Origin of the sequence: Methylophilus flavus (genome assembly GCF_042678905.1) — a bacterium.
GTDB classification, from domain to species: Bacteria; Pseudomonadota; Gammaproteobacteria; order Burkholderiales; family Methylophilaceae; genus Methylophilus; species Methylophilus flavus.
In genome coordinates this window covers 1,598,217-1,623,657 of sequence record NZ_JBHTLN010000001.1, presented here as the reverse complement: position 1 = coordinate 1,623,657, position 25,441 = coordinate 1,598,217, and the positions used below count along the sequence as shown (strand labels likewise).

18 protein-coding genes are annotated in these 25,441 nt (G+C 51.4%); 11 read left to right on the top strand and 7 right to left on the bottom strand.

What is annotated here, in order from left to right; genetic code table 11:
• The first annotated feature begins 36 nt into the window (after positions 1 to 36).
• From ACFQ2T_RS08005 to ACFQ2T_RS07995, 3 genes are read left to right on the top strand one after another with little or no spacing between them, the layout of a single operon-like run.
• Positions 37 to 300, top strand: a complete 264-nt coding sequence (locus tag ACFQ2T_RS08005; protein WP_379032831.1) for a multiubiquitin domain-containing protein — start codon at positions 37 to 39, stop codon at positions 298 to 300.
• Positions 300 to 689 (top strand): E2/UBC family protein, encoded by a 390-nt coding sequence (locus ACFQ2T_RS08000; RefSeq protein WP_379032829.1) that lies wholly within the window; start codon positions 300 to 302, stop codon positions 687 to 689. The genes ACFQ2T_RS08005 and ACFQ2T_RS08000 overlap by 1 nt, the downstream gene beginning before the upstream one ends.
• Positions 686 to 2,050 (top strand): ThiF family adenylyltransferase, encoded by a 1,365-nt coding sequence (locus ACFQ2T_RS07995; protein WP_379032827.1) that lies wholly within the window; start codon positions 686 to 688, stop codon positions 2,048 to 2,050. The genes ACFQ2T_RS08000 and ACFQ2T_RS07995 overlap by 4 nt, the downstream gene beginning before the upstream one ends.
• Here ACFQ2T_RS07995 and ACFQ2T_RS07990 read toward each other — a convergent pair.
• The 3 genes from ACFQ2T_RS07990 to ACFQ2T_RS07980 all read right to left on the bottom strand — a co-directional run bounded on the left by ACFQ2T_RS07990 (position 2,034) and on the right by ACFQ2T_RS07980 (position 4,827).
• The gene (locus ACFQ2T_RS07990) at positions 2,034 to 2,168 is read right to left on the bottom strand and encodes a DUF6527 family protein (protein ID WP_379033936.1); all 135 of its coding nucleotides are present in this window, start codon (positions 2,166 to 2,168) and stop codon (positions 2,034 to 2,036) included. The genes ACFQ2T_RS07995 and ACFQ2T_RS07990 overlap by 17 nt on opposite strands.
• A gap of 561 nt (positions 2,169 to 2,729) precedes the next feature.
• Complete coding sequence (locus tag ACFQ2T_RS07985) at positions 2,730 to 3,434, bottom strand: hypothetical protein (protein ID WP_379032825.1); 705 nt, start codon at positions 3,432 to 3,434, stop codon at positions 2,730 to 2,732.
• Positions 3,435 to 3,828: 394 nt separating this feature from the next.
• Positions 3,829 to 4,827, bottom strand: a complete 999-nt coding sequence (locus tag ACFQ2T_RS07980) for a methyltransferase (RefSeq protein WP_379032822.1) — start codon at positions 4,825 to 4,827, stop codon at positions 3,829 to 3,831.
• A gap of 153 nt (positions 4,828 to 4,980) precedes the next feature.
• On the opposite strand from ACFQ2T_RS07980, the gene ACFQ2T_RS07975 reads away from it, so the two are divergent.
• Positions 4,981 to 6,450 (top strand): iron-containing redox enzyme family protein, encoded by a 1,470-nt coding sequence (locus ACFQ2T_RS07975; RefSeq protein WP_379032819.1) that lies wholly within the window; start codon positions 4,981 to 4,983, stop codon positions 6,448 to 6,450.
• A 97-nt stretch (positions 6,451 to 6,547) separates the two neighbouring features.
• Here the strand turns inward: ACFQ2T_RS07975 and ACFQ2T_RS07970 are convergent, their stop codons facing one another.
• From ACFQ2T_RS07970 to ACFQ2T_RS07960, 3 genes are all read right to left on the bottom strand, one after another.
• Positions 6,548 to 6,772, bottom strand: coding sequence for a hypothetical protein (locus ACFQ2T_RS07970; protein WP_379032816.1), 225 nt, complete (start codon positions 6,770 to 6,772; stop codon positions 6,548 to 6,550).
• A 921-nt stretch (positions 6,773 to 7,693) separates the two neighbouring features.
• On the bottom strand, positions 7,694 to 9,895 hold the full coding sequence (gene pbpC, locus ACFQ2T_RS07965; RefSeq protein WP_379032813.1) for a penicillin-binding protein 1C: 2,202 nt from the start codon (positions 9,893 to 9,895) through the stop codon (positions 7,694 to 7,696).
• Positions 9,892 to 15,840 (bottom strand): alpha-2-macroglobulin family protein, encoded by a 5,949-nt coding sequence (locus ACFQ2T_RS07960; RefSeq protein WP_379032810.1) that lies wholly within the window; start codon positions 15,838 to 15,840, stop codon positions 9,892 to 9,894. Before ACFQ2T_RS07960 ends, pbpC begins: the two co-directional genes overlap by 4 nt.
• 1,215 nt (positions 15,841 to 17,055) lie before the next feature.
• Between ACFQ2T_RS07960 and ACFQ2T_RS07955 the strand changes: the two genes are divergently transcribed.
• The 4 genes from ACFQ2T_RS07955 (at position 17,056) to ACFQ2T_RS07940 (ending at position 19,995) form a co-directional block, all read left to right on the top strand.
• Positions 17,056 to 18,639, top strand: coding sequence for a Na+/H+ antiporter (locus ACFQ2T_RS07955; RefSeq protein ID WP_379032807.1), 1,584 nt, complete (start codon positions 17,056 to 17,058; stop codon positions 18,637 to 18,639).
• A gap of 220 nt (positions 18,640 to 18,859) precedes the next feature.
• Positions 18,860 to 19,081 carry a hypothetical protein gene (locus ACFQ2T_RS07950; protein WP_379032804.1) on the top strand — a complete coding sequence of 74 codons (222 nt, stop codon included), beginning with the start codon at positions 18,860 to 18,862 and terminating at the stop codon, positions 19,079 to 19,081.
• A gap of 47 nt (positions 19,082 to 19,128) precedes the next feature.
• Positions 19,129 to 19,551: a YeeE/YedE family protein gene (locus ACFQ2T_RS07945; protein ID WP_379032801.1), complete on the top strand. Its 423-nt coding sequence runs from the start codon at positions 19,129 to 19,131 to the stop codon at positions 19,549 to 19,551.
• Between the two features lie 24 nt (positions 19,552 to 19,575).
• Positions 19,576 to 19,995, top strand: a complete 420-nt coding sequence (locus tag ACFQ2T_RS07940) for a DUF6691 family protein (protein WP_379032798.1) — start codon at positions 19,576 to 19,578, stop codon at positions 19,993 to 19,995.
• A gap of 40 nt (positions 19,996 to 20,035) precedes the next feature.
• Here ACFQ2T_RS07940 and chrA read toward each other — a convergent pair whose 3' ends face one another.
• Entirely contained in the window at positions 20,036 to 21,388 is a 1,353-nt protein-coding gene (gene chrA, locus ACFQ2T_RS07935; protein WP_379032796.1) for a chromate efflux transporter, read from the bottom strand.
• 422 nt (positions 21,389 to 21,810) lie between these two features.
• Here chrA and ACFQ2T_RS07930 point away from each other — a divergent pair, with 422 nt between their 5' ends.
• Genes ACFQ2T_RS07930 through ACFQ2T_RS07920 form a run of 3 tightly spaced genes read left to right on the top strand, consistent with a single transcriptional unit; the run spans position 21,811 to position 25,429 of the window.
• Positions 21,811 to 22,266: a (2Fe-2S)-binding protein gene (locus tag ACFQ2T_RS07930; protein ID WP_379032793.1), complete on the top strand. Its 456-nt coding sequence runs from the start codon at positions 21,811 to 21,813 to the stop codon at positions 22,264 to 22,266.
• A gap of 11 nt (positions 22,267 to 22,277) precedes the next feature.
• Positions 22,278 to 24,440, top strand: coding sequence for a xanthine dehydrogenase family protein molybdopterin-binding subunit (locus ACFQ2T_RS07925; RefSeq protein WP_379033934.1), 2,163 nt, complete (start codon positions 22,278 to 22,280; stop codon positions 24,438 to 24,440).
• Between the two features lie 5 nt (positions 24,441 to 24,445).
• A complete protein-coding gene (locus tag ACFQ2T_RS07920) occupies positions 24,446 to 25,429 on the top strand; it encodes an XdhC family protein (RefSeq protein WP_379032790.1) in 984 nt (327 codons plus the stop codon).
• The last annotated feature ends 12 nt before the right edge of the window (positions 25,430 to 25,441 follow it).

Below are 25,441 nucleotides of genomic sequence, written 5' to 3'. Positions count from 1 at the left end.
TATTATTTAGCTACGTTCAATCTTTGGAGTATTAAAATGAGTAATTTAAATGATCCTAATGTTCCTAAACCTAAAGGCCATCCTATCTTCATTGACGGTACAAAATATACCGTTGAGGCCGACCAACTTACAGGAGCTCAATTACGTGCATTAGTTCCTGTACCGGACAATCGAGACTTGTGGCTAGAAGTACACGGACCTAAGGATGACATTCTTATTCGACCTGAAAAAGAATATGAAATCAAACCTGGCTCTCAGTTTTACACAGCGCCTAGCACTATCAATCCAGGAGGTATTTAATGGACTTGCCGACTCGAGATTTAAAATTTTTGAACGAACGTGGGTATGACTGGCAATTTTCGCCAGATCCTCAAGGTGCGGGGTGCTTACTTATAAAAAGTTATGATGTCTCGGCCGGCGGATTTACGCCCACGGCAACAGATTTGATGATTAGAATTCCACCTCAATATCCAATTGCACCTTTAGATATGTGGTACTGCGATCCACCAATTCGTATTGCTCAGACGGGTCAGTTTGCGATTGCTTCGGAAGTGATGGAACCTCATTTGGGTCGTCAATGGCAACGCTTCTCTCGGCATCTTAATGGTGGCTGGCAATCTGGAATTGACGGCCTTAGGTCCTTCTTTGCATTAATTCAACGTGAGTTACAAGGAGTCGGAAATCAATGATTTCAAATAAGGTAGTCTTACTTGAAGAGCATTTAACAGCGCTCAATGAATTGCTTTTCGACATCCCGGGGATAGAAGGGGCAGCATTTATTCTATGCGGGCAATCGGTTTCGGAAAGTGTTACGAAGTTAATCTCCCATGCTGTGATACCAATCAAAAAGGAAGAATATCTTCGAAGAGAACCTTATTGTTTAAGCATTTCATCGGCTGCCCTCTCACGCGTGACAAAATTGGCTCGATATGAAAATTTGAGCATTATTTTTGCGCACTCACACCCTCAAGGTATATCTGAGTTTTCAGAACAGGATGATGGCGAAGAGGAGAAGTTAATGCCTTTCCTACAATCGCGCGTCCCTGATCGTATTCATGGCACTTTAGTGTTAACTGAAAGCCACATACGTGGACGCCTATATATTCCACATCGCATAGCAACCGATGCAGTGTTAACTGTTGGGAATAGGTTTAATGGGTATTTTACCGGCACCACAGAAATTGCTCCTATCTATGATCGGCAAGTTAGAGCATTCGGAAAAGATGTTCAGCATATCCTAAGCAAACTGCATATTGGAGTAGTTGGTCTTGGTGGCACAGGATCTCCCTTGGCAGAACAATTATGTCGCTTGGGCGTTGGAACATTGTCATTGTTCGATGGGGATATATTTGAGGATACGAATGTTAACCGAGTTTTTGGCTCCAGGTTGGAAGATGCTGGATTGTTAAAAGTAGATATTGCAAAAAGAAGCCTTGATGCTATCGGACTGGGGACGGATATTAAATTGCATCCAAAGCATATTACTGATGAAAAAACTGCATTAGCTCTTCGTGACTGCGATGTTATTTTCGGATGTACGGACAAGGAATTACCGCGTGCTATTCTTCAAAAAGTAGCCTTACATTACAGCATACCGGTTCTAGATCTGGGAGTATTGATAGACTCTCATGCCGGAAAAATAATAGGAGTTCATGGCAGAGTAACCACTTGTATGGCTGGAGAGGCGTGCTTATTTTGTCGCGGCCGTATCACTTCCGAAAACATTCGAATAGAAACCTTACCCGAGGTAGAAAGAAAGCAACAGATTAAAGAGGGCTATGCACCAGAACTAGGAGACCCAGCGCCTGCGGTTATTGCATTTACGGCAGCAACTTCAAGTATTGGAGTTGCTGAGTTATTACATCGTCTCACTGGCTTTATGGGGTCTGAGCGTTACTCATCAGAAGTATTAATTGCATTTGATTTGTCACGTATTCGAACAAATAGAATCGAAGCGCGGGAAGGTTGCACCTGCAGTGACAAAGCCGAGTGGGGATGTGGAGACAAAGTGCCGTTTCTAGAATTGATGTGGCCTAATCACACCAAATGACTTCACTATTCTTTATCCAGAAATGAGCCCCGCATGTGGTTGAGTCCACTGAAGGATGAACAGAAAACTCATTCGCCCCCTCAACTTTTACACTCCAAAAAGGGGTTTGGCTGCGCATCAGGTTTAACGCAAGTTCTTGTTTACAACCACAAGGACATTGCATTATGAGCCATTTATATCCTTTTCCGCCTCCCACTAATGCAGCAAGATGAGGTCTAGTGGCTGCAACAGTTGCATTTGATCTAGATTCGAAGCTCTTCAATTGATAAATATACCGTTTCGGCTTTTCATCAAAATTAAGGAAAGTTGCGATTAATTTGAATAGTTTCTTAAACAAAGTGGCAGGCCCATAACGTTTTACCGTAGTCTAAAATGAATGTAGATTAATGAGTAATTTTTTTTATTGCTTTAATGTCTAGCTTAATTCGAAATCTGCTTGGAAAATTCCTCAGAGGCTAGCCCATATATTGGAAAGGCCGAAGATATGAATCGGACTTGAACTAATAAATAGGGTTTGCGTTGTAATCGAAGTTTATTTCTCAGTGACCCCACTGCAAGCCCGTTGAACTTGTGAATCAAGAGTCCTTTTTTGCGAAGTCATAATGGCGACTAAGATATAGATACTCGAAAATAGTACAAGACGTTTGCTTGCAGAGGATTTTTCACAAAGGTGTGTTAGTCATTTCTTTTGTTTCTTAATGCGCTCGAGCTGTGATTTAAATCCTATTAAATCTTTGCTAGGGATATCAAGCACAAATGATATCTTGTTCCCATATCCTCCGAAAGAAGTGCCCAGCATTGTGCCAGTGTCGTTGTCACGAATAATAGTGCGGTCGTGAATCTCATTGGTCTCCCAATATGAAATCGAAGTGCCTCGAGAACGAATTTGGGCATTAAATTTCTTATAAATTCTCTTATTTGGACCGGGAAGAATAAAAAGCTCGAGCTTTTTCAGTTCTCTGGGAATAAAGTCAACTATAAATTGAGTATAGGCCTTTTCCGAGGGAAAAGCTTTGTTGGGCCCGTCCCATTGGAGAAAGTATGGGTCTGTTATTATCATCCAATTGTTCGAGTGAGCTTTCTTTTTTATATATTTGTGATCCTCTCCAACCCTCCCGGGTATCCCAGTTAGCATTTGCAAATGGTTGCCACGATCCGCAGAATATGCGCAATGCATATGCTCGACTTGCCGCTCGAGTAGAGTGTCGCGTAGCTGAGAAATCTGCAATTCCACCGCGCTTAAATGATCATGAAGATCAAAAGTTAGATATCGCCTTGAGGACCAGATTTGCCTTTCTAATGAGGGGAGAGGGATATCTTCATTCTGTAAACTCTCAAGTAACATTCTTGTTTGCTCAATGAGGTAGGCGCGTTTATTGTTCAAATGTACTCCCTAAGTATTTATAAATTTTGCAAGAAATTATAAATATAGATCGTGAGCGTTTTAAGTATGAAAGTACAGAATTTGAATTGCAGACATTAATTAATGGACTAAAACATTAGAAAATGTCCATTAGAAAGTAAAATTAATAGACACCTATAAAAATCGTTAGTTATTGATTCAATTTAGTATTTCGTAGTCCATTCCATAATTACTTGTAGGTAAACAATCGCACCTTAAAGAGCGTGATCATGACAAAGCGTTTTACCAGTTGTGCCAGCATATGGAGCCCAATTATATGCAATACGAGTTTGATTGCCGCCTGCACCTGTTATGGCTGGCATTAAACAAAACTATTGATGTAGCTCCATAGATTAATACCGAAGTGAGCCTGTACTTACGGCTCAGCCACTGTACTGATCAGCTGCAATAAAGTATCCGCTTCAACGGTAGGGCGACTTACCATTAACCAGACCGCTGCAATCCTGTCTGCACGCGCATATGCTTCGGTGGCGAGTTCTTCACTGAAAATATCCGGATCAATCTCGGTGTACTGGTAGGTGCAGCCCGCCGTTTTGGTCATCTCCTTCACCGCTTCCAGAAACGGGTCATGACCCTCAACAATGGCAACACCGGTATACAACATCAAACTGCCTCCCGGTGCCAGACGCATCAAAGCTGCCTCCACAATATCCAGCGATAGTTGCGCACCCAACGGGCCGCTACCATGGCGGTAAGCCCGAGCAGAAGGGTCAACCAGGTAGGGCGGATTGGCGATAATCAGATCAAACTCCCCTTGCAGGTCATGCAGCAGGTTGCTGTACTGGAAATGGACATTGGCAATGCTGCTGGCCTTGGCATTGGTGTTGGAAAAAGCCAATGCCTTGTCATTGATATCGACGCCCCAGATTTCGGCATAAGGCAGTGCTTCAGCGAGCAGGATAGCGCCCACGCCTGAACCGGTGCCTATATCTATACAACGCTGTACTTTACCTGGCAGTGTTGCCAGCGCGCTGTACATGGCATTGATAAACCGATAAGTATCCGGCCCGAAAAATACTGCGTCTTGCGCATCGGTGGGAAAGCCGGAATGCACAAACAGTTTGTCTTTGACACTTGAAACACGTACCAGCGACTGCCAGCCATCGTCTACCGGACGTAATACGTCAGCGGCCTGCATCAGTTCCAGAATTTCACCGCCAACGATTTCTTTAGTGAATGCACGGTTCCAGCCAAACACATCATGCAGGTTGTTGGCCCATGCATTCTCTGGCCGTTGATTGACCAGCTTATGCGTGGTCGGCGTGACCGTGACAAACTGGTAGCCGCGCGCATAAAGAATGCTTAACAGTGTTTCCAATGGATGTGGGGTTGAATGTTCGACTGGGGCAATCACGGTGACATCCTTTGCTGTAATGACATACCAGCTTAACAGAACTCCGCCATAGTTTTAATAAGCGCATTCCTACATGTTTCTCCTTGATCGTCTGATAGGGAATTCGACGCTAACTGCGTAACTTACTGACTTGATCAATCAAAGGCGTTCACTATGTCTGGTGTGCATATAGAAATCGGAAGACCGCAGGAAGCTGTGAAGCAGTGGTCTTCAAAATCGATTTACTTTTCATTGTTAGAGTCGAATCACTCAGCCACGACCCAGGCAGAGAGTGCCGGTTTTTTGGCGAAGCAACTGAATGAAACGCACAGCCATACTGCGGATATGCCCGCGAATATTGAGCAGCTCGATGCCTGGTTGAGTGACCACAATGAAGTCGTTGGCCGCCAGTATCATGAATATCTGGCCGCCCGGAAAGCAGGCCAGCCGAGATGGTATTTCGGTACAAAATCGCATGCGCTATTCTTTTTGCGTGCGGTGGCACCGACCAAACTGGTAGATGGTTCTTGGCTATATGGCCTGATGAAGCACTGGCAAGATCCTAGACTGGCTTCCCTCATTAAAATCTATCTCGAAGAATTGGGCGATGGCGTAGAAGCCATGAATCACGTCGTGCTTTACCGCAAACTGCTCAAGCTTAATGCGTGTGAAGACTGGAAAAACCTGGATGAAAAATTCTTCACCCAGGGTGCGATTCAATTGGCTTTAGCTGCGCATACCGATAGTCATTTGCCGGAAGTCATAGGCTTTAATCTGGGCTACGAACAATTGCCGCTGCACCTGCTGATCACTGCTTATGAACTGAAAGAACTTAATATAGACCCTTATTATTTCACCTTGCACACCACCATTGATAACGCCCAGTCAGGCCATGCGCGCGGAGCGATTGATGCCGTGCGCGAAGCCATGCCGCTGTTCGGTGAGTCACGTGACTATATGCAACGTGTGATTGCGGGCGTGAAGCTGAATGATGTCGGCTTAAGTACGCTTGATGTCATTAAGCATTTTGATTTGCAAGGCGAGGTTGTACGCATACTGCAAAGCAAAGCCAATATAGGTCAATTCATGCACTCGGATCGTTGCGTCATTGGTGGCAAAACCATCAACGAATGGCTGAGAGACCAGGATCAGGTTGCTGTATTTTTATATGAAATGGAAAAAATAGGCTGGGTGAAGCGTCACCAGAATCCGGAAGACAGTCCGTTCTGGAAAGTAATCGCCGGCGACAAAGCGCCTATGTTCGGTGTCTTTACCGGTTATGAACAGCAAGTGATTTATGACTGGATTGCCGGTGAAAAGATTGAAAGTATGCCTATGCTGGCTCGCTTGGGTAGACCATGGCGTATGGTAGAAAAGCAATCTGTCGCCCAGGAGGAAGCGCGACATAAACGATATGGCAATGTTTACGACTTCCAGTCAGGCAATAAAATCACGCACCAGTTGCGGCAGGAAAATGACTTCACTCAGGACCAGTTATCTTTCGAACGTCACGTGCACGGCATTGATGATGAAGAGAAACTCATGCACTTTCTAGTGGACTGGATGTCACCGGCCAAGCACTATACCTCGATAGGCTTATGTGCGACACGTTATTTCAAATCGCACATGGATTCATTGTTTTAAGTAGCCAGAAGCAGTCAGTCAAAATTCAAAAGCCGCATTTAAATGCGGCTTTTGGCTATGGGCGAACATATAGAGATACTTTCAAGCGACAGCTGCCCTAGTTGCATCCACAAGACTTACCTGAAGGCCTCAACGTTTTCTTCTGCCAGGCCAACTCAAATGCTTCCCTGCTCATAGGCTTGAGATTCAATGACTGTTGTAATTCGTCATCCACCGCCTGCGTCTGGTAGCGGTTGAAATGCGCCAGGTATTTTGCATAGGCGCGGTCAGTGCCTAAAAGCTTTTGCCAGTGTGTCCATAACCATTTTTTCAGTTTAAACATGTATGCTCCTTGCTGACAACTTGTTTGATGGCGCATTGTACAGAATGGTTCTTGTCGCGGTTCATATAAAAGATTCTATCTGTTTATGAAAACGGTGTGGGTGGGGAATCGTATAGGGTGCTGAAAAAGGCCGTCATTCTGGCGGCGGCCAGAATCCAGGCAAGGTTAATGCTAAGCTTGGCTGCAATATATAAAGCTAGTATCGCGCTTACTGGTATTTTTAATAGGTATTTCTCTGAATATTTACCATTCCTTTTCGCCTTCTCAGCGAGTTACTTTTCTTTGCTTGCCCAAAGAATAAGTAACCAAAAGAAAAGGCACCCTAGCTTCCGCTTGTTCCCTGCGTTGCTCATCAAAATAAGCGGTCACGAAACTCATCCTAGCGGCCTGCACACTACGCAGGCCACCGCGGGATTCAGACAGTCGCTCCCTTATTTCTTATTTTGCCTGCGCTACTCGGCGCGGCAGATAGGGGCCCGTTGAAAACCAACACGTTTTAACAGTAGTGGAATGTAATGGGCAGATGGCGCTAAGTGACCTTTTTTAATTCACAAGACGAAACTCCACGAATCACTTCCGTTTTTTTGCCATTTGGCTTTGCTTTATGCAAGGGTTGAGCGGGACGCAATGCGAAAAGCTTCACTTCAGTAAACGCGTGTGATTTTAACGGGCCCCTATCTGACGCGCCGAGTAGCGCAGTTAGCGTGGGAGTCTTCGGCCAGCGTCTGTTCGAGTTCCGCAACAAGCCACGAAGTGTGTGGCTTGTCAGGGCGAGTTTCGTTGGACGCCCACGTTGACGAGCAACGCAGGGAACAAGCGGAAGCTAGGGTGTCCTGTTCTTTGCCTTCTTTCTTATGGACAAGCATAAGAAAGAGGGTCGCCTAGGGGCGAAAAAAAATGCTTGGACTGCCAAAGACATATCTAATTAGCCTTACCATTAGCCTGGATTGGCAAATTCAGCGCCCTTACTTCAAAATTATGGGTATCCAGCAACTTGCTGCTAGTATCGGTCAAGGTTAGCTTGTGCTTGCCCGGTAATGGCATTTTCACCAGCGCTTTAGTTATTCCGCATGCAGCCACTGGGCGATTATCCAGGAACAGGCAGGATTTGCCGCTGCCTCCTGATTGTATCAATAGTGCCTGCCGTTGCTGCGGGATATCAGGATCCGGCGCAATAATGGCAGAGTCCGGCGGCGCAATCAGCAGGGCTGATGCCGGGGTGACATTGATCACGATGGTTTGATTGGTAAGTGCCTGCGTTGCCTGGTTATGTTGCATGACCCAGTCTGTTCTCGGCGATTCTATGGCCGGTTCATAGCGCACTTGCTGATGCAGCAGGCCCTCAGGCGCGGCGGGTTGCTGGCTGTGCCGGGATTGATGCAAATATTCAATGATGTCGCGCCAGACCGGCGCGGCGCCGGTGATGCCTGACACATCCCACATCGGTGCCCCGGAAAAATTTCCTACCCATACACCTACTGTGTTGCGGTCTGTATAACCAATCGCCCAGTTATCACGCATGGCCTTGCTGGTGCCGGTTTTCACTGCCGCCCAGGTGCGGGTGGAGAGCGGGCTGGAAAGGCCAAATGTGATGGTGCGTGCGCCGGAGTCGGAGAGGATATCGCCAATAATAAAGCTGGCTTGCGGGCTGAAAACCTGTTTTTTATCTGTTGTAGCCGTTTTGGGTTTTGCAGCAATAGCAAAGGTAACGGCCTGCCATTGGCCGCCATTAGCCAATGCGCGATAGGCATTGGTCAGTTGCAGCAGGGTGGTTTCTGCGCCACCCAGTGCCAGGCCAAAGCCATAATGGTCTGCATCGCGCGTCAGGCTGTTTAAGCCTAGGCCTCTCAAGGTTTCAAGAAACGGGTCTACACCTACCAGCGTGAGCGTACGGATGGCAGGCACATTGAGTGACGCACCCAATGCGGTGCGCACACTGACGGCGCCCTGAAAGTGCCTGTCGTAGTCCTGCGGGATATACAGGCCGGAAGGTGTGGTCAGTGCCAGCGGTGAGTCATCCAGAACAGAGCTGGCATTGAGCCAGCCTTGATCAATGGCCAGCGCATATAAAAATGGTTTCAGGGTAGAGCCGGGCTGGCGCAAGGCAGCTACGCCATCGACCTCTGCTGCGCCGGACAAGTCGCCGCTGGAGCCGACATAAGCCAGTACTTCGCCACTTTGGTTATCAAGCACGACTACGGCGCCGTCTTCCACATTCTGGTCTGTCAGTTGCGCCAGATGCGTGCGCAAGGTATTACGCGCAAAGCGCTGCAAGCTGGCATCGACGCTGCTGTGTATGCGTTCGCCGTTTTTATTCAGTAAGTGTCGCGCAAGATGCGGCGCGTCGTCGATGCCCGGGATGGGGAATGGGCGGGAGGGCAACAGCGCGGTGCGCAAAGTGACCTCCATGCAAGTTTGTTTTTTTGCGGAAATACTCACACTGGCTGGCATAGCCTGCAATGTCGCGCACGCACGTTTTGCCAAGCGGCTACGGGCAGCGCCGGGTGATTTGATCAGCGATGCCAGAATGGCGGCATCAATGCTATCCAACCCGTTCGGGCCTTTTGCCAGCAAGCCTCTGGCGGCAGCATCAATGCCGACCAGCTCGCCGCGGAAGGTGACGCGGTTAAGGTAGGCTTCAAGTATTTGCGGTTTGCTCCAGTGCAGTTCAAGCGCCAACGCCATGCGTATCTGCCTGAATTTTGCAGACCAGTCATTTTGTCCGGTGCTATCGGCGGGCTCTGTGAGCAATTTAGCCAGTTGCATGGTGATGGTACTGGCGCCCCTGGCGCGCGAGCGGTGCAGGTTATCTATCAATGCAGAACCTGCCGCCAGTAAGTCCACGCCTGAGTGGCTGTAAAACCGTTTATCTTCCGCCACCAGCACTGCTTGCTGCAAGGTGGGTGAAATGTCTTTTAACGGTATCCATTCCAGCATTCGGCGCTGTTTATCCAGACGCAGGCGTTGCAGCACCTGGCCGTTGCGGTCCAGCAGGATGGCTTCTGAACTGCGGGTGGCGGCTTTGGCTTGCTCAAACGTAGGCGCAGGTGTGAAGTATACCCAGCCACTGGCAGCGATGACTAACAGGGTCATCGCTGCCAGCACGGTTTGCTTGCGCGTCACCTGGCGTGGGTCTCCGTTTTAACTTCTATCGCCGCGACAGGGATTTCAGCAAATATTTCCGGTGCATACATCGCTTCCACGCGACTGCCTGGCATGGCGAAGCGGCCGGCATTGTTCAGGCGCACGGTATATTCAATACTGAATTTTCCTTTGGGCACATAGGCGTAATAGGCACGGAAACCGTCAAACGCACGTTCTTCAAATGCAGGACGTTGCCAGCCTGCTTTCTTCTCACCCGCTGATAACTGGCTGGAATCGCCACCCAGGCCGCTGCCTAAAATCGTCGCGCCTGCGGGCACCGGGTCATTCACCACTACCCAGGTCATATCACTTTGCGCATCGATCTCCAGTTGCACACGGTAAGTATCACCGCGCTGCCATTGACCGCTGGTTTTCTGCTCTATGGCCGTCACAGTGCGCTTGAGTTTGTAGCCGGCGAACAGCGGCTTATCCAGCGGCAAAGCGGCTTTGGAGGTGACGAATGCCCAGGGTTTGCCAGCGCCCAAATGCTGGATAGACAACGGTGTAGCGGTCTTAGGCCATGCAAAGTGCGTCGCTAAACCAGCGCCCATGGGCGTGCCTTTGGACGGGTCAATATGGCGTGGATCCTGTTGCGCAGCTGTTTTGGCATCGGCCCAGTTGAGGGGTTGCGACTGCTCGCCCAACTTGACCTGGGTGGTGCCTGCCACCGGTGTTTTCTCAAAATGGGTCTGGAAATAACGCAGTGCAGTCGCGCCCCAGGCATTGGCGACGGTAGTGCTCCAGTGTCCATTCACCTGGCGCGCAAGCGCGCCGCGGGCGAGACGGCCTATGTCCGCTGCTTCCATATCCGGGTCTTCCGCCAGCAGGCGCAATGCCCGCACTGCATTCAGGTCAGGCGACACCATCAGCCACCACAGGTAGTCCTGTTTCTCGGTAGAGAAATTCATGGTGGTGCCGGAGAACATCAATCGTGATTGCAGGATCTGGCGGGCCTGTTTCAGCTTGTCATCATGCCCGGCAATCTCCGGCAAGTGTTGTAACACCGATACCCAATCTAATACCCCTGAACTGGGCCACAGATTAGGGCTGATTTCCAGCGAATCCAGCATGGCCGGGCGCGCCCGTTCATACCTTGCCAGGGCATCAATCGCTGCCAGTTTGCGCAATGTCAGGTCAGCTGATTGCAGGCTGCCATAGCGGTGTATGCGCCCGGCAACAAAGTCTTCCAGGCCTTTCAGCATGCGCTCGCGCGGCCCTTCAGGAATCGTGTACTGCGCTTCATCGGCGATACGCAGCAGGTAACTGGTCAGCGTGTCATCGCCCTGCAACCAGTCGATGGCGAAGTACCTGGCCAGGCCGTCCTGATCCAGGTGCGCTGGCAGGCTGTTCATCACCCTGTTCCAGCCATCTTCATTTTCCAGCGTGACAGCCACCGATGCGCGCTGTTCCAGGCACACATAAGGGTAGCTGCGCATCCATTCGCGTAGCGCATCCTGGTTACCTGCCAGTGAGCGCGTCAGCTGGATATCCACACCGCCACGCCCGGCAATCGCTCCGGCCGGTTGCTGTACTGAGAATGTCCACGGTGCATCGGGTTGCGTTTCTGCATTCTGCTGGCCTGGATTTAATTGCTGCAAGGTCTGCTGGTAAACCCTTACCGGATAAGCGGCACCCACCTGCTGTGCAATTTTCAAGTTGTCCTGCGCAGGTTTTTGCTGGCTGCCAGAAACGACTTCTTTGGCGCTGATAGCCCAGTTAAGTTTGTCTACATTCAAGGGCGCGGTTGCCGGGAAAGACAAGGTGACTCCCAGCCCCGGTTTCAAGGTGATGCGCTGTATTTTAGGTGTTTTGCTGACGTCATCCGCCAAAGAAACATCTAGCGTCAAGGGTCGTTCAGCGCCATTACGCACCGTGACCATGGCATTGAAATGGTCACCCTCACGTACAAATGGCGGCAAGCCGGAGAACAGCATCACTTCCTGCCCGCTACGGATCAGCGTCGATGTCGTACCGAAACGCATGGCGCCGGCATGGGCAATGGCCGCAATGCGGAAGGAAGTCAGCGAATCATTCAATGGCACATCTACCATGGCCTGACCACGGGCATCCAGTTTCAGGCTGGGTTTCCACAACAGCAGGGTATCAAACAGCTCGCGAGCATTGGCGCCCTGGCCACCGCCACCACCAGGCGCGACGGCTTTTTTGCCAAAGTGGCGTTTGCCTATCACCTGCGATTGCGCGGTGGAAGTGCGCACTTCGATCGGCCGCCGCTCCATCATCGCTTCCAGCAGATTCCAGGATTGCGGTTTCGCCAGTTGCAGCAGGCCTTCATCCACCGCTGCCAGTGCCACTTCAGCATTAGCGGCAGGTTTGCCGGCCGGGTCGGTCACCGTCAGTTTGACGCGTGCTTTATCGCGCACATGGTAAGCCTGGCGGTCAGGTTCTACGTTGACTTTGAGGCTGTATGCCTGCCAGCCGACGCGAATTTGCGTCATGCCGAGCTTGAAGGCCGGCTTGGTTAAATCGACCAATGCCGTTGGCCGCGTATCTATTTCTACCGGCATTTTCTTGACCAGGCCGAAGAAGATACCGACGCGATACACCATGCGTTTCAGCCATGAAAACTGGCCTGAGACTTCAGGGTCTATACGGCCACGCACTACCATGACCGAAACGTAAGCGTTCGGTCCATAGTTGCTGGCAATCGGCACCTTGATAAAAGGCGAGCTGGCGCTGACTGGTACCACGAAAGAGTCCAGTATGCCTTCACGTTCGACTGTCACCAGGGCGGTGGCTTTGCGGAAGGGCATACGCACTTCAAAGCGTGCAGTCTCTCCTGGTTCATAGGCACGTTTATCTGCCAGCAAATCGATGCGGTCGCTTTGTGAGGCATCAAACCAGGCGTTATCGTCAGCGACATACACTTCATTGCTGGCGATGGCAATATTGCCCTGCTTATCCTGCGCCGTGGCTACCAGTATGATTTCCCCGGATTCAGGTGCCGCGCCATCGCAGATCAGCATGCCGCGCTTATCGGTAGTGCCGCTGCAAACATTGCCTGCTTTTTTCACTTCTGCGGTTTGCTCATAGGCATAAAACCCGCCCAGCATACGTTTGCGATAGGCGTAGGTTTTCCGCGTATAGGCTTCAATATTTACTTTACGGTCTGCCCACGGTTTACCCGCCGCATCCACTGCCAATACCTTGAATGCCAGACGTTCTTTGGTGGCAAAAAATCCTTCTATTTTCATGCCCAGTGACAACGCTGAAGGCAGGATCATCGCCTGTGTGGCGGCATTCAAAATCTGCCCGTTCGGGTCGGTGTATTCCATTTCGACTTCAAGCGCATGCGATTCCTGCACCTTGGGTAGCTTGTCAAACTTCACTCTGGCACCGCCATTGCCATCCAGCGACATATTCACTGTTTTGGCCGGATAGTTTTTGGCGCTGGCGGAAGTATCACTGGCTTCATTTTCAGCGCCTTCTTCCATTTCCGGATCGTAAGAATAAGGTTGTACCGCCTCAATGCCTTCTTTGGGAATGCGGCCGCCAAAACTGAAATCTTCAAACTGGCTGTATTGCAGCGGGTAGCGCACCAGACGGCTGCGGAATTTCACCGGTGCGCCAGCGGCTGCGCCGCCAGCCAGGTAATTGAGTTGTGCATCAATAGCTAACTGGTTGCCATTCACCAATGGCTGCACCGGAGCTTTCAATACTGCTTTCATCAGCGGCACCCGGTATTGCTCCACACGGAAAGACCCCGAAGAGAGCATATGCTGGCCGGCCATCATAGACACCGAATAAGTACCGAGTTTGGCTTCTTTCGGAATCTCCCAGCTAGACACACCAGCCGCGTTGGACCATGCCACATCGACATCGTATTTCTCGCCACTGCCTTCATGCACTATGCTGATTGAATCCGGCTGCTGTTCCGACAGGTTAAAACCCTTGCCGGTACGCACGCGGATAAAATGCTTCATAGAGACTTTTTCGCCTGCACGGAAAAGCGGACGGTCAAAGACCGTATGTGCGATCAGCGGTGTGCCGGTTGAGCCGCCACCCAGATTGAATTGCCAGGGGCTGATGCCATCATCCCAGGACGAAAACACAAACGACATGTCGTCATCCTTGCGTGCTGTCGCCAGTAATCCGTAACAATGGTTGTAATAACCGTCAGAGAGCTCTTCTTCAATATGCGCCATGCCTTTGCTATCGGTTTTGCCTTCCCATAGCGTGCGGCCTTCGCAAGTGGAGACCCGCACGGCCGCATTGCTGACCGGTTGCGCGTTATCCAGCCGCGTCACCCATACCAGGGAAGATTCACGGCCCTGTTTCAGGTGTACCGCCATATTGGTGACCAGCGCGCTGGAGGAGACATAATAGGGTTTATGCTCGCCATGCAAGGTGGCACCGAGACGGTCGCTGGCGAATTCCACCACGTAAAAGCCGGGTTTTTTCAGCGGTACGCCTATCAGCTCAAACGTCTTGTCGCCATGGGCACGCGGCAGTTGTAAGGGACTGGTTTTAAACCCACTATTCTCCGACTTATCCATCAGCAACGGGATTTCACCTTCGCGGGGATAACGATCATGCTGTTTCTCGAACTGTCTGTCCAGCTTGTTATCATTTGGATGCCGTGTCACCCGGAAAAACCATTCCGCCAGCGCAGCATCATCGTCCAGTGCCAGCCTGCCAACCACACCGTTACTGGTCGTTGAGGTGCCTGACTGCAGTTGTACACCAGTCAGCGTCGCCTCTACATTGCGCACACTGACGGGCAGTGCAGGCTGGGCATGTTGTTCGAGAATCCCAAAACGGGAAGGGAACTTGATCAGCGGCGGGTCTTCATCGATATTCAGTTTCAGCGGGAAGGACGCCAGGTTGACTGGTGAACGATCCGCGTCATCCTCAAAGCCGGAGGGTAATGACAGGCTGACCACGCTTTTTTCTGTGAATGGCCCACGGAAAGACACCGACTCTACCGTGTTGCCGGTATCACTTTTGGCGATCACCGGCGCTATCTGCTTGCCATCGGCAGTTTTCAGCAATAACTTGCTGGCCAGGTCACGCGCGACTGGTGCGGTAAACTGTACCGTGATCGGCAGCACCGGTACACAGCCCGCTTTCGGGTTGGTGCGTGTGCAACTCACACTCACCTTGAATGCCTCCCGCACGCCGAATTGCAAAGACTGGTTTTGCGAAGTGGCGATGCCTGAAGTGGAGGCAATGCCTTTTTCCCACCACAAAGTAACCTGGCTACCTGCCGGTAATTTACGGTCACATTTCGCAACGACAACATTGGTGTTTTTAAGGCGGTTATCTTTGACTTCAAGGATGCCTTGTCTTGCTTTTTTGGTCAGCACCAGGAAGAAATTGCTGGCCCGGCCAGCTTGCTCGGCCAGGATCTTTTCGCGCTGACTACCTTCGATAATTTTCAAAGGAATACGGTCACCCACGCCCTTGATACTGCAAGCAGCGTATTTTTTCACTGAATCGATATTGGCCGGCGCATCCAGCCCCAGCAGGAACACCTGCTCCTCATCGATAGCCTCATTGCCCTCATAAGGGTGGGAAACCTGTATGGCCGGACCTCCAGTGGTAAAGCTGAATGCGCGTCGCTCAATCGCCACGCCATTCAGGCTTTTGAGGGTAGGTTTAGGCGTGAAGGTACATTTGAGTCCGGCGGGCAGGTCACTGTCAAAATCATAAAGCCAGTTACGGCCATCCGCCCAATGCCCGTTACCAGCAGCGGGACAGCTGATATCAAAAGGAGATTCCAGCCTGGGGTCGCCAAACGCCACCATGGCTTCAGAAAAACGGGCGCTTACCTGGCGGACTGCCTTGACTTCGCCTTGCGGCGAGAAAAATTGTACAGTGACGGCTCCAGTTGGAGAGGCAGGTTCAGCACCAGCAATATTCGACAGCAACAGTATGCCTAACAATACAATCTTTAATGCGCTCATGAATATCCTCTTACTTTTTTGCAGGCTGGCGGATGTTTTTATTAGCTGCCTGTTTGGTTTTTGCGAGATGGGACGAACGGCAGTTGTCACCATGTGCAGGATTGGTTTAAGTGTAACCAGCTTTGGTGACTCTTGCCATACCGGATGGTTGTTCTTGGTAATTCGTCATTCTGGCAAAGGCCAGAATCCAGGCAGGGTTAAAGTTTAGCTTGGTCACTCCAAGTGGGCAGGCATTAAACTTCCTGTAGGTTTTAATCGGTATTTATTTGAATGATTCAGCATTTGATTTCGCCTCTAGGCGAGTGTCTTTCCTTTGCTTGCCCAAAGCAAAGTCACCAAAGTAAAGGGCACCCTAGCTTCCGCTTGTTCCCTGCGTTGCTCATCAAAACAAGCGGTTGCGAAACTCGACCTGGCAGCTCACACACATCGTGAGCTGCTGCGGGACTCAAACAAACGCTCCCTTCACCTTGTTTTGACTGCGCTACTCGGCGCGTCAGATAGGGGCCCGTGAAAAGCACACGCTTTTGGTTGCGTGAGACTGGCCAGAATTATTCCCGCTCTATGATTGAAATAAAACAAAGCCAAAAGCAAAAGACAAAACTTTATTAGTGGTTGGGTTTAGTCTTAGAAACTAAAAAGGTTACTTAGCGCGGTCTGTCCATTGCGTCCCACCAACGCTACATCGTGATGGTTTGCAACGGGCCCCTATCTGACGCGCCGAGTAGCGCAGTCAGCGTGGGAGGGGTCGGCCAGCGTCTGTTCGAGTTCCGCGGTGGCTTGCGCTCTTTGCAAGCCGCTAGGGCGAGTTTCGTTGGACGCCCACGTTGACGAGCAACGCAGGATAAAAGCGGAAGCTAGGGTGCCCTTTCTTTTGGTTACTTATTCTTTGGGCAAGCAAAGAAAAGTCACTCGCCGAGGGGCGAAAAGGAATGGTTAATTAATCCAAAGAAATACCGATTAAAACCTCCAGGAAGTGCAGCTTTTTTTTTGCTAAGCTAAATATGCACTGTGCCTGGATTCCGGCCTAGGCCGGAATGACGATCGGTAAAAAAGTATCTGTTTCTCACATAAGCCAGCCATATTTCAAGCACACGAAACCGCTGTTACATCCTTCACTAATACGAACGATTAAGCAGCAACGTAAAATCCCAGGATTAAAGGTAATATCTATACTTTGCCGTTGTAGCGACAGCTGTTCAATATTGAAAAATCCTTATGACCAACGAATTCTATTTCAACCTGATTCTCCTGTTTCTAGTCGCCATTATCGGCCTCGAACTAGTCGCCAAAAAACTCCGCTTGCCTCCCGCGGTAGCGCAACTGGTCGGTGGGGCGATGATCGCTTTTTTACCCGGCTTACCTTCATTCGAAATCGACCCTGCATTGGTGCTTGTCGTATTTTTACCGCCCTTGCTCATGGATGGCGCCTATTTCACAGTCTGGCATGAGTTCCGCCGCCACCTGACTGGCATCCTGTTACTTGCCATAGGCGCAGTGCTGTTTACGACGCTGGTGGTGGGTCTTTCCCTGCATGCCCTGAATCCCGGCTTGCCATGGGCGGTATGTTTCGCACTGGGGGCGATTGTGTCACCCCCGGATGCCATTGCTGCCAAGGCCGTATTGCAGAGGGTGGCGTTGCCGCGCAAATTGATGGTATTGCTGGAAGGCGAGAGCCTGCTCAATGATGCCACCGGCCTGGTGCTGTACAAGTTTTCGATTGCAGTGGCGCTGACCGGGGTGTTTTCCATGCAATCGGCCCTGGGCGATTTCGTACTCTTGAGTGTAGGAGGCGTATTGCTGGGCGCGGCTTTTGGTTACCTGGTGTACAAAGTACTGGGCTATTTGCAGGATACCGCACTGGTGATCCTGGCCTCCGCATTGCCGGGCTGGATCTGTTATGTGGTCGGCGAACACCTGGGTGTGTCCGGTGTGATTGCCACTGTGACTTACGGCATGATACTGGGCTGGTTCCAGCATGAGATCATGACCGCCACTGCCCGCAGGCGCGGCAGTGCATTCTGGGAAATCATGATATTCATACTGGAATCGCTGGTGTTTATCCTGATCGGGTTGTCACTGCGTGGCGTATGGGAACGTATCGAACATGCTGAAAAGTCATGGGGCGCTTACAGTATCGAGGTGCTACTGGTGCTGGTCGCGGTGATTGTTTCGCGGTTTATCTGGATATTCGCGGTAGATGCCATTGCCAAGCTGTTTAAACATCATCCGCAAAAGACACATTTGCAGACCAACTGGCGCGAATCTTTTGTGAAAAGCTGGGCCGGCATGCGCGGTGTGGTGACGCTGGCGGCGGCACTAGCGGTGCCAGCGCAGGTGCCGGGGCGCGACCTGATGCTGCTCAGCGCGTTTGCCGTGATTCTAGTGACCGTTCTGGTGCAGGGCACAACAATAGGCTGGCTGATTCGCGTGCTTAAGATCAAGCATGTCGCGCATGAGCAAGTCTATCTCAACGAGCCGCAAACCTGGGCCAAACTGGAAGCCGTGCAGTTCGAGGTCGTCAAACAGCTGGCGCATGATGAAGCGGGAGAGGTGATCCACCCACGCTTGCTGGAGCAATATGGCTACCGTGCCAATTTGTCGCATACCCTGAAAGATGCCCATGCATTGCCTGACGATATCCGCAAAGCGCATTTTGATGTGGTACTGGCGGCCGTGGCGGCCGGGCGCGAAGAACTGCTCAGGCTGCACCGCTCCGGCCAGATTCATGACGAGCTGCTCCATATGATGGAGCGCGACCTGGATATCCAGGAGATCGCTGCTTTGCACACCCGCGGTTGATGCATGGCGTGAATCCACATTTTTTGTGGATAACATTTGGGATGGCCTGTGGGTGGATGCTGTAAGGTATTGATTGCATAAGGTAATTCAGGAGTGATTAAAATAAGGGCGCTAGCTGGAATGCATGAATACGCGTGACAAAAACAATTTTTTGTGTGTTGTCTGTAACTAAAACCCGGCGTAGGATAGAGTGACCATTAAGTAAGGTTAGGGGACAGTGATGAAAAAGCTTTTTTATATCGACTATCCGCAAGAGCATTTCGAGGGCCAGGCGCATCGTTACCGTTGTGCGTTTTGCAAACAGGAGACCACCAAAATCAATGGTCACCTGGAGGGCCATTTGGTCAGTTGCGAATTCCGCATTGCCATGGAAAAAGTGGGCTTTGAATGCAATCAGAATGTGCCGCGCCCCAATCTGGATACCACAGACGAAGAAGATTGATTTCCGGTAGCACTGGCATATCAAAATATTAACCAAGGGCAGTCGCTATGACCAACTTTACACCCTGGCAATCCCTGATTGGTGGCTTGCTGATCGGTTTTTCTACTCTGTTGTTAATCCGCTGGCTCGGTAAGATAGCAGGCATCAGTAGCATTGTCGGACAGCTATGGTCGGGCAATGCCAGTGATAAAGCATGGCGGCTGGCTTTTGTCATCGGCTTGCTGGTTTCACCCTTGCTTTACCAGTTATTCACGCCGCTGCCGGTGATGCGGATTGAAGCCGGTTTGCCAGTGCTGATTGTCGCAGGTCTGCTGGTCGGGTTTGGCACCCGCCTTGGCTCCGGTTGTACTAGTGGACACGGCGTTTGCGGCTTATCGCGGTTGTCGCTGCGCTCACTGGTGGCTACGCTCACGTTTATGCTGGTGGCAGTGATCGTGGTCTGGGTCACGCGCCACTTACTGAATGCCTAAAAAGTCTAATTGAGGAAGCACAACATGGTGAACTTGATTGCATTGCTGGCGGGGCTGATTTTTGGCCTGGGCCTGATCATAGGCGGCATGACGAATCCGGCCAAAGTACTGGCGTTTCTGGATATCACTGGCGACTGGGATCCTTCACTGGCCTTTGTCATGGTAGGTGCGATCGCCATTGGCTTTTTTGCCTTTCGCGAGGCCAAACATCGCAGCTGGAGCGTGCTGGGCTTGTCTATTGATTTGCCGGAAAATACGCGTATAGATCGACCGCTTGTCATCGGTGCGGTGCTGTTTGGCATCGGCTGGGGCTTGGCCGGTTTTTGTCCCGGTCCGGCGGTGGCTTCAGTTCTCATAGGCGGCAGTGCAGTGTGGATATTTGTCGCCAGCATGCTGGCCGGAATGGGGCTTTACACACTGGCGGTAAAAGCAGGCTGGCTCTAGGCAAGATAACCAGCCCTGAAAAGCGCCATCTCTTGATGCCTTAACCCGTTGTTACGATTAACTTGAACAGCATCCCCAGGCCGCCACTGGCCAGAATCACGGTAATCACATTGAGCCTGAAGCGGAACAATGCCAGTGCCGCTAGCGCTGCCAGGCCTGCGGCAAACCAGTCTATTTCTCCCGACGTTTGCTGCCAGAATACATGGTAGGCAAAAAATAACGCCAGGTTAACAATCACGCCCACAATGGCGGCAGTGATCGCACTCAAAGGTGCAGTAAACTTCACATTGCCGTGCGTTGTTTCAATAAATGGGGCACCCATAAAAATAAAGACAAAGCTGGGCAAGAAGGTAAAAAACGTCACGATAGATGCCGCTACAAATGCAGAAGCAAGCACGGCATCGACACCCAGGCTGTGTGTGATCCAGCCACCGACAAACCCGACAAAAGTGACCACCATGATCAAAGGGCCTGGCGTGGTTTCACCCAATGCCAGGCCGTCTATCATTTGCGTCGCGCTTAGCCATTGGTAATGCTCTACAGCCGCCTGGAAGACATAGGGCAATACCGCGTAAGCGCCGCCAAATGTCATCAGCGCCGCCTTGGTAAAGAACCAGCCCATTTGGCTGTAGGTTGCGCTCCATCCATATGTACCAATTAAAACCAGCATCGCTGCAAGCCATATGCCCAGGCCGGTCAAAGCAATCCGCCAGAGCTTTTTCCAGCTGAATAGTGCGTGTTCTGGTGGCGGGGTGTCGTCGTCTATTAATGCCTTGCCATAGTATTGATCAGCCGCAGCATGTGTACCTGTCACGAACACTTGCGGAGCCAGCCGTCCACCAATATGCCCGATCACACCGGCAACCAGCACAATGAGGGGGAAAGGCAGCTTGAGCAAGAAAATGGCGATAAATGCCAATGCGGCAATCGACCAGAGCATTTTATTATTGAGCGTTCTGACACCAATGCGGTAGGCGGCGAATAATACAATCGCCACCACTGCGGGCTTGATGCCGTAAAAAACACCGGCAACCGCAGGCACTGTACCGTAAGCCATATAGACCCAGGCGAGCCCGGTCAGAATAAAAAACGCAGGTAGTACAAACAATACGCCTGCAAAGATGCCGCCCCAGGTCCTGTGCATCAGCCAGCCGATATAAGTCGCCAGTTGTTGCGCCTCAGGCCCTGGTAACAACATGCAGTAATTCAGCGCATGCAGGAATCGTTTTTCAGAGATCCAGCGCTTTTTCTCGACCAGGTCGTGATGCATGATGGCAATCTGACCGGCGGGGCCGCCAAAACTGATCAAACCCAATTTTAGCCAGTACAGCAAAGCCTGTTTGAAAAAAACCTGGGCAGGAGGGGAGAGGGTGTTGTTATTTGTCGTATCCATAAGCGCTCAATTCGTGGGGTGTCCCAAGATTCAGAGCAGTCCTTGGACGAAGTCGTCTTGATACGGGGAAACTGCGAAATCCCCAATTGGAAAAATTATACTATCGATTTGTTTGTATCAACAATCCAGCGACAGGCTATATGGCAGATGATCATCTGTCACTTAAGCGTCATCGTATTCAGCGATCAGCAGATGGAGATAGGGTAGTCCGTTTTACCAGTTCCTGTTACAGAAAGCCCAGAAACTCCCTCCACTTTGCAAGGCAATAACATGCCTTAGTAGCAATAAATTTTCTGATTTGACTGGCCAAATCTATTCATACATACAACCATGTATGTTAGGATGGTTTCATAAAGATGAGACTCCATTCGCCGGGTTTCGCACACATGACCTGAACGTCCGCCACAAAGGAACCCTTACCCATGAAACTCAATATCAATGGCAAAGAAACAGAACTGAATGTCAGTGATGACATGCCCATTTTATGGGCGATTCGTGATATCGCCGGCCTGACCGGTACCAAATTTGGCTGTGGCATGGCGATGTGTGGGGCGTGTACTGTGCACCTGGATGGGCAGGCTATCCGTTCCTGTGTGACGCCAGTGAGTGCCGCTGCCGGTAAAAAAATCACCACTATTGAAGCCATGCAGGATGACAAAGTCGGCCAGGCAGTGCAGGCCGCCTGGCAGCAGATTGATGTGGTGCAGTGCGGTTACTGCCAGTCTGGCCAGATCATGTCGGCCACTTCTTTACTCAGGCAAAACCCCAAGCCCAGTGATGCGGATATCGATGCCGCCATGAGTGGCAATATCTGCCGTTGCGGCACTTATCAGCGCATACGTGTAGCCATACACCAGGCTGCCGAAAAACTGGCTTAAGGAGAGATATGATGAATGAAGTGATGAATCTTTCCCGTCGCAGTTTTATCAAAAGTACTGCCCTAGTTGCAGGGGGCCTGGTGGTGGCATTCAGCATCCCGCAGGCCAAGCGTTTCATGGGCATTGCCAATGCCGCCGAGGCGCTGACCTTGCCAGCCCCGAATGCGTTTTTGCGTATAGGCAAGGACGACAGTATTACCGTGATGCTGGCCCATAGTGAAATGGGGCAGGGCATATGGACCACTTTGCCCATGCTGATTGCCGATGAACTCGATGCTGACTGGAGCAAGATCAAGGTTGAGCATGCACCGGCAGCGCCTTCTTATATTCATACCGCGTATGGCATCCAGATCACAGGCGGTTCTTCTACCACCTGGTCTGAATTTGAGCGTTACCGCCAGGCGGGGGCATTGACTCGTGCCTTGCTGTTACAAGCTGCTGCCAAAGAGTGGAACGTACCAGTTGAAGGGTTGCGTGCCGAAAATGGTTATGTGATCAATGGCACAAAAAAACTGAGTTATGGTCAACTGGTGGACACTGCCAGCACGCTGGAAACACCGAAAAATGTCACCCTGAAAAAGCCGGAACAATGGAAGTTTATTGGCAAGCCGACCAAACGTCTGGATAGTGCCGACAAAATCAACGGTACCGCCAAGTTTGGCCAGGATGTACAGTTTGATGGCCTGAAAATCGCCATGGTGGCACGTGCGCCGGTGTTTGGCACCCAGCTTAAATCGTATGATGACAGTGCCACGCGCAAGATTCCGGGTGTGATTAAAGTCGTCAGGGTGCCTACGGGTGCTGCGGTAATTGCCGAAAACTACTGGGCTGCCAAACAGGGGCGCGAAGCGCTGAAACTGGTCTGGGACGAAGCGGCACATGAACGGCCGGACACTGCCCAGTTACTCAAACAGTATCAGGCACTCGCCCAGAAGCCAGGCGTACAGGCGGCCAAGGCAGGCGATATTGCCAGTGGCAGCAAACAGGCTACGCAAACGGTGAGCGCAGAGTATGTGCTGCCTTTCCTGTCGCATGCGCCTATGGAGCCACTCAATTGCGCGGTTAAGATTTCCGGCAATGTTTGCGACATCTGGACAGGTACCCAGATGCAAACGACCGACCAGGCGGCTGCGGCCAAAATCCTGGGACTGAAACCCGAGCAGGTGAAAATCCATACCCAGTTCTTAGGCGGTGGTTTTGGCCGTCGCGCCAACCCGCGTGCAGATTTTGTTTCCGAGGCGGTGGAAGTCGCCAAAGCAGCGGGCCTGCCCGTGAAAACCGTGTGGAGCCGCGAGGATGATGTGAAGGGTGGTTTTTACCGTCCGATGTTTGTGCACCGTGCCAGTATCGCGCTGGATAAACAGGGCAAGCCGCTGGCATGGCAGCACACCCTGGTCGGCCAGTCTATTATCAAAGGCACGCCGTTCGAGGGTGTCATGATCAAGGATGGCATTGATGCGACTTCGGTAGAAGGCGTTGCTGACTCACCTTATGTGAAAGGCACGGCAAATCACCAGGTGCACCTGCATTCGGTACAGAGTGATATTCCGGTGTTGTGGTGGCGCTCGGTCGGGCATAGCCATTCCGGCTTTGTCATGGAAAGCCTGATCGATGAACTGGCGCATGCCGCCAAGCAGGATCCGCTGGCCTACAGGCGCCAGTTACTCAAAGAGCATCCGCGTCATCTGGCGGCACTTAACCTGGCGGCGGATAAGGCCAGTTGGAGCAAGCCATTGCCAGCCGGCGTGTTCCGCGGCATTGCCGTGCATGAATCTTTTGGCAGTTATGTCGCACAAGTTGCAGAAGTGTCCGTCAAAGAAGGCGAAGTCAAAGTCCATCGCGTGGTGGTCGCCATTGATTGCGGCCTGGCGGTGAATCCGGATGGTGTGCAGGCACAAATGGAATCTTCAGTGGCCTATGCGCTAGGCGCAGCGCTCACCAGCGAGATCAGTTTTAAAGATGGCCAGGTAGTGCAATCCAATTTCCATGATTACCAGGTGCTGCGCATGAAAGACATGCCTAAAGTAGAAGTGCACATCGTGCAAAGCAACGAGAAAATGGGCGGTGTCGGTGAACCGGGTGTGCCTCCTCTGGCGCCTGCGGTAGCCAATGCCGTGTTCGCGGCCACCGGCAAGCGCATACGCCGCTTGCCTATCGGTGACCAGCTGGCTTAACGCGCATGCAATCTTCTGATCAGGAAGTCCTGCAGCGCGCCAGCGACTGGCTGCAACAAGGTTATCGCGCGCATTTGTTTACTGTTATCCAGACCTGGGGCTCAGCGCCGCGGCTGCCGGGGGCTATTCTGGTGGTGCGGGAAGATGGGCATCTGGTGGGGTCGGTCTCCGGTGGTTGTATCGAAGATGACCTGGCCGATAAAGCCAAACATCAGCAATTGCCTGAACAAGCTTCGATTATGGAATATGGCGTCAATCAGGCAGAAGCGCAGCGTTTCGGGATTCCGTGCGGCGGCCAGATCAAAATTTTTAGCGAGCCGCTTACTCATGAATCGCAATTAGTGCCTATGCTGGAAAGCCTGGCGCAACGGCGCTTGCTGAAACGCTCGGTGCATTTGCCAAGCGGTGAAGTCCGGCACGCATATGTGTTGCCCGAAGGCCAGCCACGCTTGGAGAGTGAATGGTTCCACAGCTATTTTGGCCCGCAATGGCGCTTGCTGATTATTGGCGCCAACCAGCTAGGCTCGGTATTAGCTGCCATGGCACAGGCACTGGATTTTTATGTCATGATCTGCGATCCGCGCGAAGAAATGCGCGCCGAATGGCATGTGGAAGGCGCCGACTGGTTGCCTGGTATGCCAGATGATGTGGTGCTGGAGATTGTGCCAGACCCGCATACCGCGATTGTCGCCGTCACGCATGACCCGAAACTGGATGACATGGCTTTGCTGGAAGCGCTTAAATCCAATGCGTTTTACATAGGGGCCTTAGGTGCCGTGAAGAACCAGGAGAAGCGTAAGCAGCGCCTGCGCAGTTTTGATCTGAGCGAGCAGGAAGTCAACCGTCTGCATGGGCCGGTCGGGCTACGTATTGGCAGCCGTACCCCGGCTGAAATTGCGGTATCGATATTGGCTGAACTGATACAGGAGCGTTCGCAAGTGCAACAGGCAGGCCTGTCTCAAGCCGCAACGACCCGCGCCGTCGCCTGAGTTAAGGCCAGT